The organism is Streptomyces sp. NBC_00690 (assembly GCF_036226685.1).
Lineage (GTDB): Bacteria > Actinomycetota > Actinomycetes > Streptomycetales > Streptomycetaceae > Streptomyces.
Genome location: NZ_CP109009.1, coordinates 3,665,870 through 3,683,049 on the forward strand (window position 1 = coordinate 3,665,870; position 17,180 = coordinate 3,683,049).

At 69.9% G+C, this 17,180-nt stretch carries 13 protein-coding genes; 1 reads left to right on the forward strand and 12 read right to left on the reverse strand.

The features are described from left to right. Position 1 precedes the first annotated feature (1 nt). Positions 2 to 499 carry a MarR family transcriptional regulator TamR gene (gene tamR, locus OID54_RS16030; RefSeq protein WP_329020134.1) on the forward strand — a complete coding sequence of 166 codons (498 nt, stop codon included), beginning with the start codon at positions 2 to 4 and terminating at the stop codon, positions 497 to 499. Here tamR and OID54_RS16035 read toward each other — a convergent pair. The 12 genes from OID54_RS16035 to OID54_RS16095 form a co-directional block, all read right to left on the reverse strand. Next, positions 458 to 1,234 (reverse strand): response regulator transcription factor, encoded by a 777-nt coding sequence (locus tag OID54_RS16035; protein WP_329020137.1) that lies wholly within the window; start codon positions 1,232 to 1,234, stop codon positions 458 to 460. The two genes, tamR and OID54_RS16035, sit on opposite strands and share 42 nt — an antisense overlap. Positions 1,235 to 1,708: 474 nt before the next feature. Then, positions 1,709 to 2,812, reverse strand: coding sequence for a galactokinase (gene galK / locus OID54_RS16040; RefSeq protein ID WP_329020140.1), 1,104 nt, complete (start codon positions 2,810 to 2,812; stop codon positions 1,709 to 1,711). Continuing rightward, positions 2,809 to 3,768 (reverse strand): UDP-glucose 4-epimerase GalE, encoded by a 960-nt coding sequence (galE, locus tag OID54_RS16045; protein WP_329020143.1) that lies wholly within the window; start codon positions 3,766 to 3,768, stop codon positions 2,809 to 2,811. The genes galK and galE overlap by 4 nt, the downstream gene beginning before the upstream one ends. Then, entirely contained in the window at positions 3,765 to 4,808 is a 1,044-nt protein-coding gene (gene galT, locus OID54_RS16050; RefSeq protein ID WP_329020146.1) for a galactose-1-phosphate uridylyltransferase, read from the reverse strand. Before galT ends, galE begins: the two co-directional genes overlap by 4 nt. Positions 4,809 to 5,193: 385 nt before the next feature. Next, complete coding sequence (locus OID54_RS16055) at positions 5,194 to 5,925, reverse strand: helix-turn-helix transcriptional regulator (RefSeq protein WP_329020149.1); 732 nt, start codon at positions 5,923 to 5,925, stop codon at positions 5,194 to 5,196. A 224-nt stretch (positions 5,926 to 6,149) separates the two neighbouring features. After that, complete coding sequence (locus tag OID54_RS16060; protein WP_329020152.1) at positions 6,150 to 7,940, reverse strand: outer membrane protein assembly factor BamB family protein; 1,791 nt, start codon at positions 7,938 to 7,940, stop codon at positions 6,150 to 6,152. A gap of 148 nt (positions 7,941 to 8,088) precedes the next feature. Then, positions 8,089 to 9,984 (reverse strand): outer membrane protein assembly factor BamB family protein, encoded by a 1,896-nt coding sequence (locus OID54_RS16065; RefSeq protein ID WP_443055602.1) that lies wholly within the window; start codon positions 9,982 to 9,984, stop codon positions 8,089 to 8,091. A gap of 277 nt (positions 9,985 to 10,261) precedes the next feature. Beyond that, on the reverse strand, positions 10,262 to 12,061 hold the full coding sequence (locus OID54_RS16075) for an ABC-F family ATP-binding cassette domain-containing protein (RefSeq protein ID WP_329020161.1): 1,800 nt from the start codon (positions 12,059 to 12,061) through the stop codon (positions 10,262 to 10,264). Between the two features lie 91 nt (positions 12,062 to 12,152). Beyond that, the gene (locus tag OID54_RS16080; protein WP_329020164.1) at positions 12,153 to 13,493 is read right to left on the reverse strand and encodes an acyltransferase family protein; all 1,341 of its coding nucleotides are present in this window, start codon (positions 13,491 to 13,493) and stop codon (positions 12,153 to 12,155) included. Between the two features lie 84 nt (positions 13,494 to 13,577). Next, positions 13,578 to 14,489, reverse strand: a complete 912-nt coding sequence (locus OID54_RS16085) for a 4-(cytidine 5'-diphospho)-2-C-methyl-D-erythritol kinase (RefSeq protein ID WP_329020166.1) — start codon at positions 14,487 to 14,489, stop codon at positions 13,578 to 13,580. Beyond that, entirely contained in the window at positions 14,486 to 15,343 is an 858-nt protein-coding gene (gene rsmA / locus OID54_RS16090) for a 16S rRNA (adenine(1518)-N(6)/adenine(1519)-N(6))-dimethyltransferase RsmA (protein WP_329020169.1), read from the reverse strand. Before rsmA ends, OID54_RS16085 begins: the two co-directional genes overlap by 4 nt. Then, a complete protein-coding gene (locus OID54_RS16095; protein WP_443055780.1) occupies positions 15,340 to 16,494 on the reverse strand; it encodes a ubiquitin-like domain-containing protein in 1,155 nt (384 codons plus the stop codon). Before OID54_RS16095 ends, rsmA begins: the two co-directional genes overlap by 4 nt. Between the last annotated feature and the right edge of the window lie 686 nt (positions 16,495 to 17,180).

The window sequence follows — 17,180 nt, forward strand, 5'->3', positions numbered from 1 at the left end:
TATGGAGGACGAGGTCGATCGACTGGTCGCAGCGTGGCGTCGCGAGCGCCCTGACCTCGACGTGGAACCGCTGGAGGTGCTCAGCCGGGTCTCCCGGCTCGCCCGTCATCTCGATCGCGCCCGTCGACTCGCGTTCTCGGAGCACCAGCTCGAACCGTGGGAGTTCGACGTGCTGACCTCACTGCGCCGCGCGGGGGCGCCCTATCAGCTCTCCCCCGGCCAACTGCTGACCCAGACGCTGGTCACATCGGGCACCATGACCAACCGCATCGACAGGCTGGCCAAGAAGGGTCTCGTGGAGCGGCTGCCCGACCCCAGCGACCGGCGCGGCGTACTAGTGCGCCTGACCGCCGAGGGCCGGGACCGCGCGGACCAGGCGCTGGCGGGACTGCTCGACCAAGAGCGTGCGATCCTCGGCGAGCTGTCCCGGGCCCAGCGGGCGGAGCTGGCGGCGTTGCTACGCCAGCTGACCGCCCCGTTCGACAACATCCCCGGCTAGGTCCACCGGCCCCACACCCGCACGGCGTGCGAGCGCCACTGCGGCGAGCGTGGAGTGCACGCCCAGCTTCCCCAGCACGTTCTGCATATGGGTGCGGACGGTGTGCGGCGACAGGAAGAGCCGCTCGGCCACGGCCTTGCGACCGAGACCCGCGACCATGCACCTCAACACCTCGCGCTCGCGCGGGGTGAGGGACTCCACGAGCCTCTCGCTCTCGGTGCGGTGCTTGCGCGCCGCCGTCAACTCCCGCAGCACACCGGTGAGCAATGCCGGCGGCAGATGCGTCTCGTCCCGCAGCACTCCACGGATCACGGCCAACAGCCGCTGGAGCGAGCAGTCCTTGGCGACCCAGCCGGAGGCCCCGGCCTGGAGCGCCAGGGCGGCCCGGCGTGGATCGTCCTTCTCGGCCAGCACCACCGTGCGTACGGCCGGCTGCCCGGAGCGCACGCCCTCGACCAGCGTTATGCCATCCACGAGGCCGTCATCGCCCTCGTCGGAAACGGCACGGGCAACGGGCGCACGGGCGAAACCGCCGTGCGCCGCGCCGAGATCGGCGTCGACGAGCATGACGTCGAACGTACGACCTTCACCCGCTGCCCGCTCAAGACATCGCAGCGCGGCAGGTCCACTACCGGCAGCAGCGACGTCGACGTCGGGCTCGGCCGCAAGAGCGGCAGCGAGCGACTCAGCAAAGATTCGGTGGTCATCAACCACCAGGACCCGAATACGGACCACAGACACCCCCTGGCTCGGAGGGCGATCGACGGACTCGGCGCCCGGAGACATGGTTGCAGCATCCGCCCGGCCGACGCCGTGCTGGTCCTGGTACCCCGCCCCCGGGTGTCCTATCCGACTGTCTCGCCCCCTGATCAACACCGGCCCCCACCGGCGCTGAGGATCAGAGTACGGGCGGGGGGACCTGGGGGAAGGATATTTGCAGAACTGATTGCCTGAACTGTGCCAGGTGGGCTGATTGTTTGGTATTGGGGCGGAAGTCGACAGAGATCGACGAGTTGGCGATGGAGAGTCGACGCACTTCTTCTACCCCGCGCTTTCTCCAACCCGCCCGACCGGCGACCAACCCGCTCCGGCCTCCCGGCACCCGACCGGGAGCCCGCACCGCGCTACCGGACAGGATGCGGTCGCGAACCTTCACCGGAAAGGAAATCCCGCGGCGCAGTCCCTTCGTCGGGGGGTCGGCGAAGCGGCTCAGGAAAGGCGTCTCGCCCCACTCGCAGCAACGGCGTCCCGCACCTCGGGCGGGCGGTACGACGCCCGGGCGAAGGCGGACTCGACTGCGTCCCCCACCGCCCGCACCCGCGGCCCGGGGACCAGGGCGATCGCCGAGCCGCCGAATCCACCACCGGTCATCCGCGCCCCGAGCGCGCCCGCGGCCAGCGCCGCCTCCACCACGAGGTCCAGTTCCGGACAGGACACCCGGAAGTCGTCCCGCAGCGAGGCATGGCCCTCGGTGAGGATCGGACCGAGCTCCTCGGGCGCACCCGTCAGCAGCAGGTCCGCCGCCCGCTCCACCCGGACGTTCTCGGTCACCACATGGCGCACCAGGGGCCCCAGTGCCGGCGGTAGTCGCTCCAGCGCCGCGGGGAGGCGTTCGGGAGCTAGGTCCCGAAGTGCGGGGATCCCCAGCAGCCGCGCCGCGGCCTCACAGCCCGCCCGGCGTTCCCCGTACTCCCCTTGGCTGTGCGCATGGGTGACGCGGGTGTCGATGACCAGGAGGGCCAGGTCGTGCGCAGTCAGGTCCAGGGGGATCTGTCGGCAGGACAGATCGCGGGTGTCCAGCAGCAGGGCGTGCCCATCGGTGCAGCACGCCGAGGCCATCTGGTCCATGATCCCGGTGGGGGCGCCCGCGTAGACGTTCTCCGCGCGACGGCAGAGCAGGGCGAGTTCCGTACGGTCCAGGTCCAGTGCGAAGAGGTCGCCGAGGGCCAGCGCGGTGGCGACCTCCAGCGCCGCCGACGAGGAGAGTCCGGCGCCCGTCGGCAGCGTCGACTCGAAGTGAAGGTCGGCACCCGTGACCGGATGGCCCGCCTCCCGCAGGGCCCAGACCACCCCCGCGGGATAGTCGCTCCACCCACCGGGTCCACGGCCGGGTGCGAGATCCTCGACCCGGAGTTCGACGCTCTGGCCCGGGACGTTCGCCGAGGAGAGCCGCAGCCGTCCGGGAGTACCCCGGTCCGCGCTGACCTCGATCGACAGCGGTAGGGCGAAGGGCATCACCAGACCGTCGTTGTAGTCGGTGTGTTCACCGATGAGGTTCACCCGGCCGGGCGCGGTCCACACCCCCTCGCTCATGAGGCACGCCCTCGGGCGAACTCCCAGGCGTCCGTGATGATCCCGGTGAGGTCCGAGCGCTTAGGCGTCCAGCCGAGGCGCTCCCGGGCGAGGGTCGCGGACGCCACCAGGGCGGCCGGATCGCCGGGGCGGCGGGGTGCGGGGACCACCGGCACCGGGTGTCCGGTGATCTCGCGTACGGCGTCGATGACCTCGCGCACCGAAAAGCCCTGGCCGTTGCCGAGGTTGCAGATCAGATGCTCTCCGGGGGCTGCGGCACCGAGCGCCAGCAGATGGGCTTCGGCGAGGTCGGCGACATGGATGTAGTCGCGTACGCAGGTGCCGTCAGGGGTGGGGTAGTCGTCCCCGTACACGGAGATGGACGCCCGGGTGCCGAGGGCGACGCCGAGGACGAGCGGGATCAGATGGGACTCGGGGTCATGGCGTTCGCCGAAGCCCCGGTAGGCACCGGCGACGTTGAAGTAGCGCAGGGACACCGCGGCAAGCCCATGGGCTGTGGCCTCGCCCGAGATCATGTGGTCCACGGCGAGTTTGGTCGCGCCGTAGGGGTTGGTGGGCGCGGTCGGATCGGTCTCGGTGACGGGCGTGCGGGCGGGCTCCCCGTACACCGCGGCCGTGGAGGAGAAGACGAGGGTCCGCACGCGGTGGCTGCGCATGGCCGCGAGCAGTGCCATCGTGCCGGCCGTGTTGTTCTCCCAGTACTTCTCCGGGTGCTGGACGGACTCGCCGACTTGGGAGAAGGCCGCGAAGTGCAGGACTCCGGCATAGGTGGGATCGAGCCAGTCGGCGGCCTCGCTGACATCCCCCTCGATGAAGTCGGCGCCCTCGGGGACCGCCGTGCGAAACCCCGTGGAGAGATTGTCGAGGACGGTGACCTCGTGTCCCGCCGACAGCAGATGGTGCGTCACCACACTGCCGATGTATCCGGCTCCACCGGTCACCAGGTACCTGCTCATTGACTCGCCGCCTCTCGCAGTCGCCGGGCCGCGGACTCCGGCTGCACATCGTTGATGAAGACGCTCATACCGGACTCGGAGCCGGCCAGGTACTTCAGCTTGCCGGAAGTCCTGCGAATGGTGAAAAGCTCTAGATGGAGTGCGAAGTCATCCCGGCCCGGTGCGTGGAAGGGCGCCTGGTGCCACGCGGAGATATAGGGCGTCGGAGGCCCGGAGATTCCGAACAATCGGTCGAATCTTCGAAGGAGTTCGAGATAGATCCGGGGGAATTCGGCTCGGGCCGCTTCATCGAGTCCACGAAGGTCGGCGACGCGACGTCGTGGATATAGATGGACCTCGTACGGCCAGTGCGCGGCATAGGGCACAAACGCCAGCCACTCCTCTCCCATGAGAACCATCCGTTCGCGCTGGGCCAGTTCACGGGCGACCACGTCATCGAAGAGGTTGCCGCCGGTGCTCCGTCGGTGTTCGTCGACCGATCGCAGCATCAAGGCCGTACGCGGGGTCACGAAGGGATAGGCGTAGATCTGTCCGTGGGGGTGGCCGAGCGTCACTCCGATGTCGGCGCCGCGGTTCTCGAAGCAGAAGACCTGCTCGACCCCGGGGCGGGCGGCGAGAGCCGCGGTGCGATCGGTCCAGGCGTCGAGGACGAGTGCGGTCTGCTCTTCGTCGAGGTCGGCGAAGGAGGCGTGGTGGTCGGGGGTGAAGCAGACGACCTCACAGCGGCCGAAGTCCCCCGCCAGGGAGGGGAAGCGGTTCTCGAAGACGACCACGTCGTAGTCGGCGGCCGGGATCTCACTGACGCGGCCGTCCCGGGACGGGCAGAGGGGGCATTCGCCGGGCGGCGGCTGATAGGTGCGCTCCTGGCGGTGGGAGGCGATGGCGACGAAGTCGCCGAGCAGGGGATCGCGCCGGATCTCCGAGCCGGTGGTGACGGGGTCGAGGGGCCGTCGGTCGACCACCTCGCGCACGGTGTCATCACGGCAGTCGTAGTAGAGCAGCTCCCGGCCATCGGCCAGACGGGTCGCGGTCTTCTTCACCCACAGACTCCCTCCTACTCCAACAGAATCACACATAAAAAATCACAATCAAACATTCATGGCAAGGAACGGGCTGCTCTTCGGTCATGTTGTCGCGATCGGACCACCCGTTCGGACCGCCCGCTCAGCGGCCGGTGACCCTTCGAGGAACCAGCGAGCTCAACACCGGAAGGACGGTCAACGGCACAGGCGCCACCGCCAGCAGCACCGGCAACACCGAGAGAGACAGCCAGCGCGACGGACACAGCAGAGCGGCCTTGTCGCACCCTCCGCGAACGGGGGTGCGGCAAGGCCGCTGCGTCTTCGACATCCGTACTGCTCGGCGACATGGCCGGACCGCGGTGCTGGACACCGCCGCCCGCAGGCACGCGTAACGACTCGGGGGTCAGCGCTCCATCGGCAACGACGGCCGGGGCACCATGGACGACAGCGCGGGCGGGAAGACCCCCGGCGACGCCGCCGCCCGGTCCAGCAGCCCCGTGCGGGCCGCCAGCGCGGCGGCCTCCAACCGGGAGCCGACGCCGAGCTTCATCAGGACCCGCTGGACATGGGTACGGGCGGTGCTGGGCGCGATCCCCATGCCCGCCGCGATCAGCCGGGTGTCCTCCCCCTCGGCGACCCGCACCAGCACCTCGACCTCGCGCGGGGTCAGCAGGTGCAGCAACCGCTGGCCCTCGTCGTCGGGTTGGGCCACCGGGTTGAGCAGTTCCGAAAAAGCGCCCTGGAGGAGCTGAGGGGCGACCACCGCCTCGCCCGCCCGCGCCTTGACCATGGCCCGCTCGACGCCCTCTATGCGCTCGTCGTGGCGCACATACCCGGAGGCACCGGCGGCGAAGGCCGCTGCGATGCCGCGAGGGGAGGGCACCGGGCCCAGCACCACCACGGCCACCTGGGGCCGCTCCCGCTTGATCTTCACGATCGGATCGAAGGCGCCCGGCTCCGCCGGCGTCGCCGTGCCCAACAGACAAACCTCCGGCGCCCTACTGACCACCAGGTCAGCCGCACCCGCAGCCGGCGCCGCCGCGGCGAGCACCCGGTGCCCCCGCAACTTCAATGCTGAGGCGAGCGCCTCCGCGAGCAGTCGGTGATCGTCGACCACCATGAGCCGCACGCCCATCGAGCAACTCCTATCCCCCGCCGCTGCCGCTCCACCCCGGCCCTGCCCCGGCAAGTTACACGCTTGTTCGACTTTGCGCCGCGCTAACTTGTGAGAAGTCCCCCGTACTGCCGAATTCTTCACCAAACAGGGCTACTTATGACCTTCCCATGACCAAAGCATGACCTTGGCCCGGCATTTCGGTTCACCGATCGGCCGGGCCAAGGAAGCGGGAGAAGCGGCTATCAGTCGGCCGTACTGAAGGCGACCGCCAGATACTTCTTTCCGATGGACGACTTGCTCATCAACGTGGCACCGACATAGAGCCGGCCATTGGCGAACCGGTACTCGGCCGAGTCCGAGGAGAAGGCGGTCTCTGACTCCCGTACCGAACGGTCCGACGGGTTCTCCATGAGCACGGTCTGTTTGAAGGTGGCGCCGTCGATGCTGACGACCTGACCGCCCGCGTCATACGGGGGCCACTTGTAGGCGATGATGTTCCCGCCGTCCATGCGCAACGGGAACATCGTGTAGCGGTCGCCCGCATCCGCCCGGTCGCTGGTGGGCTTTCCGGTGGCGAGGTCGTACGAGACGATCTCGTTGGTGTCGCCGTACTCGCTGGCGCCGTCGTGGTCGGCGGTCGGGAGGTAGACCCGGCCGTTGCCGACGACGATCTTGGTGCAGTTCTCCACTTCGGTGACCCGGCAGCGCGCCTCGAACTTGTCGCCCGTCGCCGAGATCTTGGCCCGGAGCGTGCCCTTGTCGTCCAGCGAGAAGAGGTCGGAGAAACCGCTGGAGCCGGCCGTGTCGCCCACGTCGGCTGCGACCACGAGCGGCTTGCTGGACACGACGCTCGCGTACTCGACACCGGCAGGCAGCTTGTACGAGAACAGCGGGGTCCCGTTGTCGGGGTTGACCGCCTGCACGATGAGCTGGGGATTGTCGTAGCCACCGCACTTGCGGATCGCGACCAAGGCGGGGCCGCCGCCGTATCCCAGGTCCTCGCACTGGTCGGCGTTGACCGTCGGCTTCCAGCGGATGGCGCCGCTGTTGAGGTCGAAGGCCGCTCCGCCGTCCAGGCCGCCGGCGGCCACCGTCTGACCGCTCTGGGTGATCTCGTTGAAGCTCACCTTGCCGTCGCCGGTGGTGGTGCTGGTGAGGGACTTGCTCCACAACAGCTTGCCGGCCGCCAGATCGACGACACCGACCTCCGTGCACTTCTGGTAGTTGCGCGGGGGCGTGCGCTTGCCGGCCTCGAAGGCGATCGCGACCTTGTTGTCGGTGGGCTGCTGACGGGAGGACGCACAGATCTGGCCCGGCAGCGGCAGGGTCCACAGAACGGTGCCCTTGGCCGCGTCGTAGCCGGTGATCGACCGCACCCCGGGCTTCACATACGCCTTGTCGGTCACCCAGGAGCCCTGGACGTCCGTGAGGTCGGTACGGGCCGGCTCCGGCAGTTGGAAGGCCACCTTCGAGTTGACGTTGGCGGGCGCCTTCTCCTTGCCCGGGCCGTCACCGGCCTGTCCTTCGCCCTCGCCCTTCTCACCCCCCGAACCGCCTTCGGACGAGCCGTCCTTGGGCTGGGACGTGTTCTTGTCGGCGGTGTCCTTCTTGCCGTCGTCGTCCCGGGTGCTGGCGAAGTAGACCCCGCTGCCCACGATCAGGACCACGGCGACGGCAGCCGCGATGATGATCCGCATCTGGGTGCTGATCTTCTTGCCGCCCCCGGGGCCGCCTCCCGGACCCGGGGCCGCATACTGCGGCTGCATGGGCGTGGTCGGATGGCCATAAGCCGGTTGTTGGCCGTATCCCGGTTGTTGCGGTGCCTGCTGGGGATAGCCGTACTGCGGTTGCTGGGGCGCCCCGGGCGCCTGGGGATAGCCGTATCCGGGCTGGCCCTGGGGAGCGGGCGTCGGAGCACCGAAGCCCTGGCCCGAAGGCTCCTGCGGGGCACCGAAGCCCCCTGCGGGCGGCTCCTGTGGTGCGCCGAAACCACCGCCCTGCGGGGGCTGGTTCGGCGGAGGTGGCTGCGTCATGGCGTACGTACCTCGGAAGGGGAGTGGGAGACCGGGAAGGGGTCCGCACGGGTGCTGCGGACTGGCCCGAGAGCGGCCGGCGCGTCCAGCCGGCGAGCGGCCCGGGGACCGGTGTGGACCGGCCCCCGGGAACCAGGGGTGAAGCTGCTCACTTGCCGAACGCCATCATGGTTTTGACCTGCTTCTCCTCGGCGTCGTTGGACGCGGAGACACGGGTGCTCGCCATGAAGAACCGGCCGTCGGCGTAGACCATGCGCGGCGTCCAGATGGTGCCTTCGATCCGCGAGGTCGACTCCGGGTGCTGGAGCAGCACCTTGGGCGCACCACCGGCCGGGGAGATCGTGGCCACCGCGCCGCCCTTGCTGAACGATCCCGACTGGTAGACGAGGAGGTCGTCGCCCTCCATCCGCAGCGGGGTCATCGCCCGGTCGCCGATGGCCGGGGAGCGCCACTTGGCCTTGCCGGTGTCGAGGTTGAAGGCGACGACCTCGTTGGCACCGCCGAGCCGCTGGCCCTCGGTCGACATATAGAAGGTGTTGGCGTCGGCGGCGACGCCGGTGCAGCCCTCCAGGTTCTCGCCGAAGATGACGAACGAGCCGCCGCAGCGCGGGCGGAACTTGTCCTTCCCGCCGTCGATCTGCGAGCGCTGGGTGCCGTTCGCGTTGAGCGCGAGGATGGCCCACTTCTTCGGTTCGCGCTGGATCAGGGAGACCACCGTCGGGTTGGTCGAGTAGACCTTGTCGACTTCCCAGCCCGGCTTCAGCTTGAAGGTCCACCGGTGCTTGCCCGTGGTCGGGTCCACCTCGTGGATCTGCTGCTGGGGCTTGTTGTAGTCAGCCGATGGGCAACTGGAGGCGGCGAGCAGCTTGGGTCCGCCGGCGAACGCGAACGGCTTGCAGCCCGAGGTCGGCCCCTTGAAGAGCTGGCTGCCGTCGGTGAGCGAGAACCCGTAGGAACTGCCAGTGCCGGCCGCGGTAAGGGTGTTGCCGCTGATCGACAGGGTGAACTCGCTCAGACCGGAGAAGCCGAATCCCTCGGGGATGGACTTCTTCCAACCGGCCTTGCCGGTCTTGATGTCGATCATCTGGAGGTCGAGGCACTTGGCCTTGTCGGTGGTGCCGTTCTTGACGCCGACGACGATCGTCCCACCGGCGGACGCCTGTGCGGGTGCCGAGCACACCTCGGTGGCGACGGGTACGGACCACTTCTTGGTGCCGTCGGTGACCGAGTACCCGGCGACTTCCTTGTACATGGCCTTGGCCACGACATCGCCCGACACCCAGGGCCCGTACACATCGGAGCCGTTGCGCGGCAGGTCCACATCGTTCGTCGTCAGGAAGAGGACCTTCGCCTCGCCGCTCTTGCGGCCGGCGTTGAGGTCGTCGTCGGCCTTCTCGCCGCCGCTGCCGTCGCCCTCGTCGACCGATGCGGAGGGAGAGGGCTTCGGGTCCTCACTCTTGCTGACGTTCTTCTTCTTGCTCTTGCCCTCGTCATCGCCGCCGACGAGGAGGTACGTGCCGCCGCCGATCACGAGGAGGGCGGCCACCGCCCCGGCGATGATGACCCCCGGCTTGCCCTTGAAGAACCGGCCGGGTCCACCGCTGTTCGGCGGTGGGGGCGGTACGGGACCGCCCGGGTACTGCGGTTGCTGGGGATAGCCGTACTGACCGGGAGCCTGCTGGAAGGGCGCGGGCTGCTGCGGATAGCCGTAGCCCGGCGCACTGGCCGGCGGCTGTTGACCGTACGGACCGGGCTGTTGCGACGGCGGCTGCTGGCCGTACGGACCGGGCTGTTGCGGCTGCTGGCCGTATGGACCGGGAGCCTGCTGGTAGGGCCCCGGCTGTTGCTGGTGAGGGCCGGGCTGCTGACCGTACGGGGCAGGTTGCTGCGGCTGACCGTACGGACCGGGTTGCTGCGGCTGTTGCGGCGGTTGCTGCGGATAGCCGTAACCCGGTGGGGCGGTGGGCGGCTGAGGGACCTGCTGGTGCGGGTCCTGGGGAGCTCCGAAGCCTCCCTGCGGTTCCTGATCGGGCGGCTGAGACATCAGCGCATCCCCCTTCGTACGGAACCGCCGCCCGAGCTGCCTCCCCCGCTGTCCCGGTGACCCCGTGGGTAGGGGCCGCCACCGGGACGGAGCGTTTTCGGACAGGGGTCCCGCGTTCTCACTGCATCTGAGCGGGACTTCTTTCTATCACCCGAGTCAGTTCAGATGCGTGTCCGGTCCACGCTGTACCCAAGGGCGGACCGGCCTGTAATGCCGTTGTTACGCCTTCTCCACCAAGTTTCCACGCTCTTGTGGGAAGCGGGACGCCAAGAACGGCTCAGGAATCTTCAGCCAATTCCAGCCAACGCATCTCCAACTCCTCGCGCTCGTTCAACAGCGCGCGCAGATCCGCGTCCAGCTTTCCGACCTTCTCGAAATCGGTGGCGTTCTCAGCGATTTGGGTGTGCAGATTCCGTTCGCTGTCGGAAATCTTGTCGAGCCTGCGCTCGATTCGCTGCAATTCCTTCTGGGCGGCTCGCGCTTCTCCGGCGGACTTCGCCTTGGGCGCCGCGGACACCACCAGCGCGGGCACAGCGGCCTCGATCATCTTCTGCCGCCGCTCCAGGTACTCGTCGATGCCGCGCGGCAGCATCCGCAGCGTGAGATCGCCGAGGAGGGCGAAGGTGCGGTCCGTGGTGCGCTCGATGAAGAACCGGTCGTGGGAGATGACGACCATCGTGCCGGGCCAGCCGTCGAGCAGGTCCTCCAACTGGGTCAGGGTCTCGATGTCGAGGTCGTTGGTGGGCTCGTCCAGGAAGAGGACGTTCGGCTCGTCCATCAGTAGCCGCAGCAGTTGCAGCCGTCGGCGCTCACCACCGGAGAGGTCGCCGACCGGGGTCCACTGCTTCTCCTTGCCGAAGCCGAACTGCTCGCACAGCTGGCCCGCGGTCATCTCCCGGCCCTTGCCGAGGTCGACGCGGTCCCGGATCTGCTGGACGGCCTCCAGCACCCTCAGGGCGGGCGGCAGTTCGGTGACGTCCTGGGAGAGGTACGCCAGTCGTACGGTCCTGCCGGCAGTGATCTTTCCTGCGGCTGGCTGGATCTCACCGCCACTGCTCTGGGCGTCGGCGAGCGCCCGCAGCAGCGAGGTCTTGCCCGCGCCGTTCACCCCGACCAGGCCGATTCGGTCACCGGGGCCCAGCTGCCAGGTCAGATGCTTCAGCAGCAGCTTCGGGCCGGCCTCAATGGTCACGTCCTCCAGGTCGAAGACGGTCTTGCCCAGCCGGGCACTGGCGAACTTCATCAACTCGCTGGAGTCCCGCAGCGGCGGCACGTCCGCGATCAGCTCGTTGGCGGCCTCGATGCGGTAGCGCGGCTTGGAGGTGCGGGCGGGTGCACCGCGCCGTAGCCAGGCCAGCTCCTTGCGCATCAGGTTCTGCCGCTTGGACTCCTCGGTGGCGGCGATGCGCTCACGCTCGGCCCGGGCGAAGACGTAGTCGCTGTAGCCGCCCTCGTACTCGTAGACCGCGCCGCGCTGGACGTCCCACATACGGGTGCAGACCTGGTCCAGGAACCAGCGGTCGTGGGTGACGCAGACCAGCGCCGAGCGCCGGGCCTGGAGGTGGCGGGCGAGCCAGGCGATGCCCTCGACATCGAGGTGGTTGGTGGGCTCGTCGAGGACGAGGAGGTCCTGATCGGCGATGAGGAGCTGCGCCAGGGCGATCCGACGGCGCTCACCACCGGAGAGCGGTGCGATGACGGTGTCCAGGCCCTGGGGGAATCCCGGCAGGTCGAGCCCGCCGAACAGACCGGTGAGCACATCCCGGATCTTGGCGTTGCCCGCCCACTCGTGGTCGGCGAGGTCCCCGATGACCTCGTGGCGCACCGTCGCCTTGGGATCGAGGGAGTCGTGCTGGGTGAGGACGCCCAGCTGGAGCCCGCCGCTCTGGGTGACCCGACCGGTGTCGGGCTCCTCCAGTTTGGCGAGCAACCGGATCAAGGTGGTCTTGCCGTCGCCGTTGCGCCCGACGACACCGATGCGGTCACCTTCGGAGACGCCGAGGGAAATGGAGTCCAGCAGGGGACGGGTCCCGTACACCTTGCTGACAGCCTCGACATTGACCAGATTGACGGCCATTACTCTCCTGTACGGGGGGACGGATCGGCTTCCAGAGTAGTCGCCGTGCGGGCCGCCCAGAATCGCGCTCAGCTAGCGCCCGGGGAGCCCGTCACTTCGGTCCCGCCGCCCCGTCCCGTACGGCCAGGCGCCCACCGGCCGCCCGCTCGACAAGCAGCCAGCCGATCAGCGCCATCGCAACCGTCGTGGGGGCGGTGACCTCGACCGCTATCAGCATCGCGGACCTGCCCTCCAGCAGTCCGGCGAAGCCCACCATGGACAGCCCGAGGACGCCCAGCAGACAGAGCGTGATCCCCACCGCCGCGAAGGGTCCTGAGCCGCCCGCCCCCGGGCCGGTGGCCTTGGGGCGCTCGAAGCTGCGGAAGGTCGCGACCAGGAGTGCGGTGATTCCCGCGGCGAGCGCGATGCGGATCGGGGTCTGCGCCCACCAGGCGGCGGATGCGGGCTCGGGCAGCGGGATGTCGAGCGCGAGCATCGCCCCGTACACCCCGAGCATCGCGGTCAGGTGCCAGAGGAAGGCGGTCATGGCCAGGCCGTTCGCGGCGACGACAGCGTGCCAGACGCGGGGGCGCCGCACGAGCCGGGTGCCCGGGTTCTTCAGCAGTTCGACCGCTCCGACGAGCCAGAGGCCGTGGCAGAGCAGGGCGAGGGTGGGCGGGGCCATGTTGGAGACCTTCTCGCCCGGCATCCCCACCATGGAGAGCGGATAGGGCCCGTAAGCGACCAGTGCGGCGGCGCCGAGCAGTCCGGCGCCGGCGAGCGCGGCGGGCATCCGAATACGGCCGTCGGCCCGGAGGAAGCCCAGTTGGTGGACGGCGAGCCAGACGAAGACGAAGTTCGCGAAGGCGATGTGTGGCACGTCGAAGGCGAAGCGCGCCACGTCGACGGCCGCGGCAGCGGCGACGAGGGCACCGAAGGCCGCCCAGCCGTGGCGCTCGTGCAGCTTCAGCAGCAGGGGAGTGAAGGCGACCATCGCCAGATAGATCCCGATGAACCACAGCGGCTGGGTGACCAGTCGCAGGGCGACGCCGGTCAGCCCGCCGTCGCCGTCGAGGAGTTGCACAATCAGCGCTGCGACGCCCCAGACCAGGATGAACACCACCGTCGGCCGCAGCAGGCGTTGGAGCCGGGCGCGCAGGAACACGGCGTAGAGGGGCGATCCATCCGGGTGCTTGCGGCGCAGGGAACGGTAGGAGAGCGCGTGCGAGAACCCGCCGACGAAGAAGAAGACCGGCATGATCTGGAGCGCCCAGGTGAGCAGCTGCAACTCGGGGATCACGGCGAGGAGATTGCCGACGCCGTCGTCCGTGACGGCGGCCATCAGCCAGTGCCCGAGCACCACGACACCCAGGGAGGCGACCCGGAGCAGGTCGACGTACCGGTCCCGGGTGTCGGGTGTTGCGGCGGCGAGATCGCGAACGCGTGCTTCCATGCGTCATACGGTCGCCCGCGGGGCGGGTTCGCGGTCAGGGTCGTCGTACTCATGTCCGTATCTGAGTACGGGTGGCGCGGGCGTTCAGACGATGGTGGCGCCGGGCGCGGGCGAGGTCGCAACCCGGGCCGTGCGGCAGGTGCCCGATGTCCTGAGCGCTTCGGCCACCTCGGTCGCCGCTTCCGCGTTCTTGGCCAGGAACGCCGTCGTGGGACCGGAACCCGAGACGAGAGCGGCGAGTGCACCGGCCGACATGCCCAGGTCCAGGGTGGAGCGCAGGGAGGGCCGCAGGGACAGGGCCGCGGGCTGGAGGTCGTTGGAGAGGGCTCCGGCGAGTGCGGTGGGGTCCCCTGAGCGGAGCGCGTCCAGCAGTGCGTCGGACGCCTGGGGCTCGGGCACCCGCACGCCTTCGTTGAGGCGATCGAACTCGCCGTACACCGCGGGGGTCGACAGTCCGCCGTCCGCCGCCGCGAAGACCCAGTGGAAGTTGCCGCCCACGGGCAGTTCGGTGAGCTGTTCCCCGCGCCCGGTGCCGAGCGCCGCCCCGCCGACCAGGCTGAAGGGGACGTCACTGCCCAGTTCCGCACAGTCGGCGAGCAGTGCTGCGCGGGTGGAGCGCAGCCCCCACAGGGCGTCGCAGGCCAGCAGCGCCGCGGCACCGTCCGCGCTGCCTCCGGCCATGCCACCGGCGACGGGAATGTCCTTGGCGATGTGGATGTGCACATCGGGGGCGATGCCGTGGCGTTCGGCGAGCAGGGTGGCGGCGCGCGCCGCCAGGTTCGTCGGGTCTAGGGGGACCTGGTGGGCGTCGGGTCCCGCGCAGGTGACGGTCAGCCGGGCCGCGGGCGTCACCGTCACCTCGTCGAACAGGGACACCGCGAGGAAGACGTTGGCCAGGTCGTGGAAGCCGTCGGGGCGGGCACCGCCCACGGCCAGTTGGACGTTGACCTTGGCGGGGACGCGTACGGTCACGCTCCGGTCGTCGACACCGCTCATGCCTTGGCCTCCGCGATCCTGGCGAACTCCGCCACCGTCAGGGACTCGCCGCGCGCCTGGGGCGAGACCCCGGCCGCCACCAGGGCCTGTTCGGCAGCCGCGGGGGAGCCGGCCCAGCCCGCGAGGGCCGCGCGCAGGGTCTTGCGGCGCTGCGCGAACGCGGCGTCGACCACGGCGAACACCTCCGCCTTGGTGGCGGTGGTCTCCGGTGGGTCGCGGCGCACGAGGGAGACCAGACCGGAGTCCACGTTGGGAGCGGGCCAGAACACATTGCGTCCGATGGAGCCGGCCCGCTTCACATCGGCGTACCAGTTCGCCTTCACGGACGGCACTCCGTACACCTTGTTGCCCGGAGACGCGGCCAGTCGGTCCGCGACCTCGGCCTGCACCATGACCAGCGTCCGCTCGATGCTGGGGAAACGGTCGAGCATGTGCAGGAGCACGGGCACGGCCACGTTGTACGGAAGGTTCGCGACCAGTGCGGTCGGCGGCGGGCCGGGCAGTTCCTCGATGAGCATCGCGTCCGAGTGGACGAGGGAGAAGTGCGTGGCGCGCTCGGGCAGCCGGGCGACGATCGTGGCGGGCAGGGCACTCGCGAGTACGTCGTCGATCTCGACGGCGACCACCTCGTCGGCCGCCTCCAGGAGCGCCAGAGTCAGCGAGCCGAGCCCCGGTCCCACCTCCACGACCACGTCGTCGGCGCGCACCTGCGCGGTACGGACGATCCGGCGGACGGTGTTGGCGTCGATGACGAAGTTCTGACCGCGCTGCTTGGTCGGGCGTACGCCCAGTGCTGCGGCCAGTTCGCGAATGTCGGCGGGGCTCAGAAGTGCGTCGGGCTCAGTGGTGCTCACCGATACAGCCTACGGCCGCAGTGCGGCCACGGAGTCGCGCCCCTTTGCACGTACAGCTTCTTCGCCCGGTACGTCTGCTCGGCGGCGGGTGCGTCCTGCGGTCGGCCGCTGCCGCCCAGGGCCCGCCAGGTGCCGGTGTCGAACTGGTACAGGCCGCCGTGCGTGCCCGACGAGTCCACGGAGTCGGGACGGCCACCGGACTCGCAGCGGGCGAGCGCGTCCCAGTTGAGTCCTTCGGCGCCCTCGACGGATTGCGGCATCCGCTGGGTGCCGACCTTGATCAGTCGGGTCACCGGCTCCTGGACCACTTCGTCCGCGAGCTTCTTCGGCTTCTGCCGGACGCCGTTGACGCTCCGCAGTTCGTAGGTGACCCGCCGGGTGCCCGGCCGGCCCTGCTGGGTGACGATCTCGGTGCCCCGGAACAGCTGTGGGTCCTCGGTCCTGACCGTGTCGTACGGGATCGACTCCTCGCGCACCTCGCGTGAGCCGGAGATCCGCATCACGGTCACCGTCTGCCCCTGGCGCGGGAAGCTGTCCGGGGCCACGGAAGTGGTGTCCTGTCCGCGCAGGGTGATGCCGGCCTCGGCCAGGGCCTGCGCGACGGTGGCCGCGGTGGTGCGGACGGTGCGTGCGCGGCCGTCGGCCATGAAGGTGACGGCGCGTTCGGTCCGCACGTCGAGGGCGAGGCCCCGGCGGGAGATCGGCAGCGAACGGGACGCGGAGAGATGGGCGCCCTCGGCGCGCACCCCGAGTTGGCGCAGGGCGCCTTCGACGGTGCGGGCCGTGGTCCACACCCGACGGCGTTCCCCGTCGAGCGTGAGGGTGACGGGCCTGCCGTAGCGGACGACGACATCATCGCCGCTGACGAGGTCCTGACTGGGCGAAGGGGCGATCAGATCGTGGTCGCCGACCTCGACGCCCTCGTCCGCGAGGAGTTCCTCGACGTCGTCGGCGAAGGTGTGCATCGTGCGGGGGACGCCGTCGACGGTGAGGCGCACGGCCTTGTCGCTGGCGACGAAGGCGGAGGTGCCGCCGGCGAGGAAGGCGACCACGAGGGCCTGGGGGACGAGTTTGCGCAGGGAGTCCGGCCGGTCGGCCGCGCGCCGACGGACGGGGGCGGTGGGCGGTCGCGGCTCCGGGGCCTTCGGCACATCGGGCCCGGACGGTACGGGCTGCGGCGGTACGGGCTGCGATGGCGGGGGTGCCTGCTGCGGTCCGGGCCGGGCATCCTCGTAGGCGTCCGGGCCGAGGTCGACGTCCAGTGCGGGGTCGTGCGCCTCGGGGCCGAGGGAGCCTTCGAACCATGGGCGCTGGTGGCCGGCCGCTGCTTCCGGTTGGTCGAAGAGGCTGGGCAGGGGGCGGAAGACGGGCCCGGGGCCCGGGGTGAAGCGGTGGTCCAGCGGCGGCCCGGTCGGCTCATCGGACGCGTGGTACGGATCGAAGTGGTCGGACAGTCCTCCGACGCCTGGCCCCGAGCCGTTGGCCTGACCGGGGAAGTCCCAACCCCCGCCGGCGGGGAGGAAGCCGCTGCCCGGGTCGAAAGCACTGCCTTGCTGGAACCCACCGTGCTGGTCGAAGCCCCCGCCCGGGGCGAACCCGCTGCCCGGCATCGGGCCGAAGCCCGGCGATCCATCCAGCGGCCCGAGCGGGTCGGACGCGAACCCGTCCCACGGTGCGTGGGTGCCGGTCACCGACTCCGATGCCTCCCACTCCCCCTGGAATGGCCCGGGTTCCGCCTCGGTCCGTGGGAAGGACGCGTACGGGTCCGCGAGGTCATGGGGGCCGGCCTCGGGCCCGCCCACCGGGTCGTACTCCGCGCCGAACCCGGGCGCGAATC

Excerpts from the sequence above, each read along its gene's own strand:
- tamR (WP_329020134.1), top strand. The coding sequence starts at position 2 with ATGGAGGACGAGGTCGATCGACTGGTCGCAGCGTGGCGTCGCGAGCGC.
- galK (WP_329020140.1), bottom strand. The coding sequence starts at position 2,812 with ATGAGCGAGGGGGTGTGGACCGCGCCCGGCCGGGTGAACCTCATCGGT.
- galE (WP_329020143.1), bottom strand. The coding sequence starts at position 3,768 with ATGAGCAGGTACCTGGTGACCGGTGGAGCCGGATACATCGGCAGTGTG.
- OID54_RS16055 (WP_329020149.1), bottom strand. The coding sequence starts at position 5,925 with ATGGGCGTGCGGCTCATGGTGGTCGACGATCACCGACTGCTCGCGGAG.
- OID54_RS16060 (WP_329020152.1), bottom strand. The coding sequence starts at position 7,940 with ATGACGCAGCCACCTCCGCCGAACCAGCCCCCGCAGGGCGGTGGTTTC.
- OID54_RS16065 (WP_443055602.1), bottom strand. The coding sequence starts at position 9,984 with ATGTCTCAGCCGCCCGATCAGGAACCGCAGGGAGGCTTCGGAGCTCCC.
- OID54_RS16075 (WP_329020161.1), bottom strand. The coding sequence starts at position 12,061 with ATGGCCGTCAATCTGGTCAATGTCGAGGCTGTCAGCAAGGTGTACGGG.
- OID54_RS16080 (WP_329020164.1), bottom strand. The coding sequence starts at position 13,493 with ATGGAAGCACGCGTTCGCGATCTCGCCGCCGCAACACCCGACACCCGG.
- OID54_RS16085 (WP_329020166.1), bottom strand. The coding sequence starts at position 14,489 with ATGAGCGGTGTCGACGACCGGAGCGTGACCGTACGCGTCCCCGCCAAG.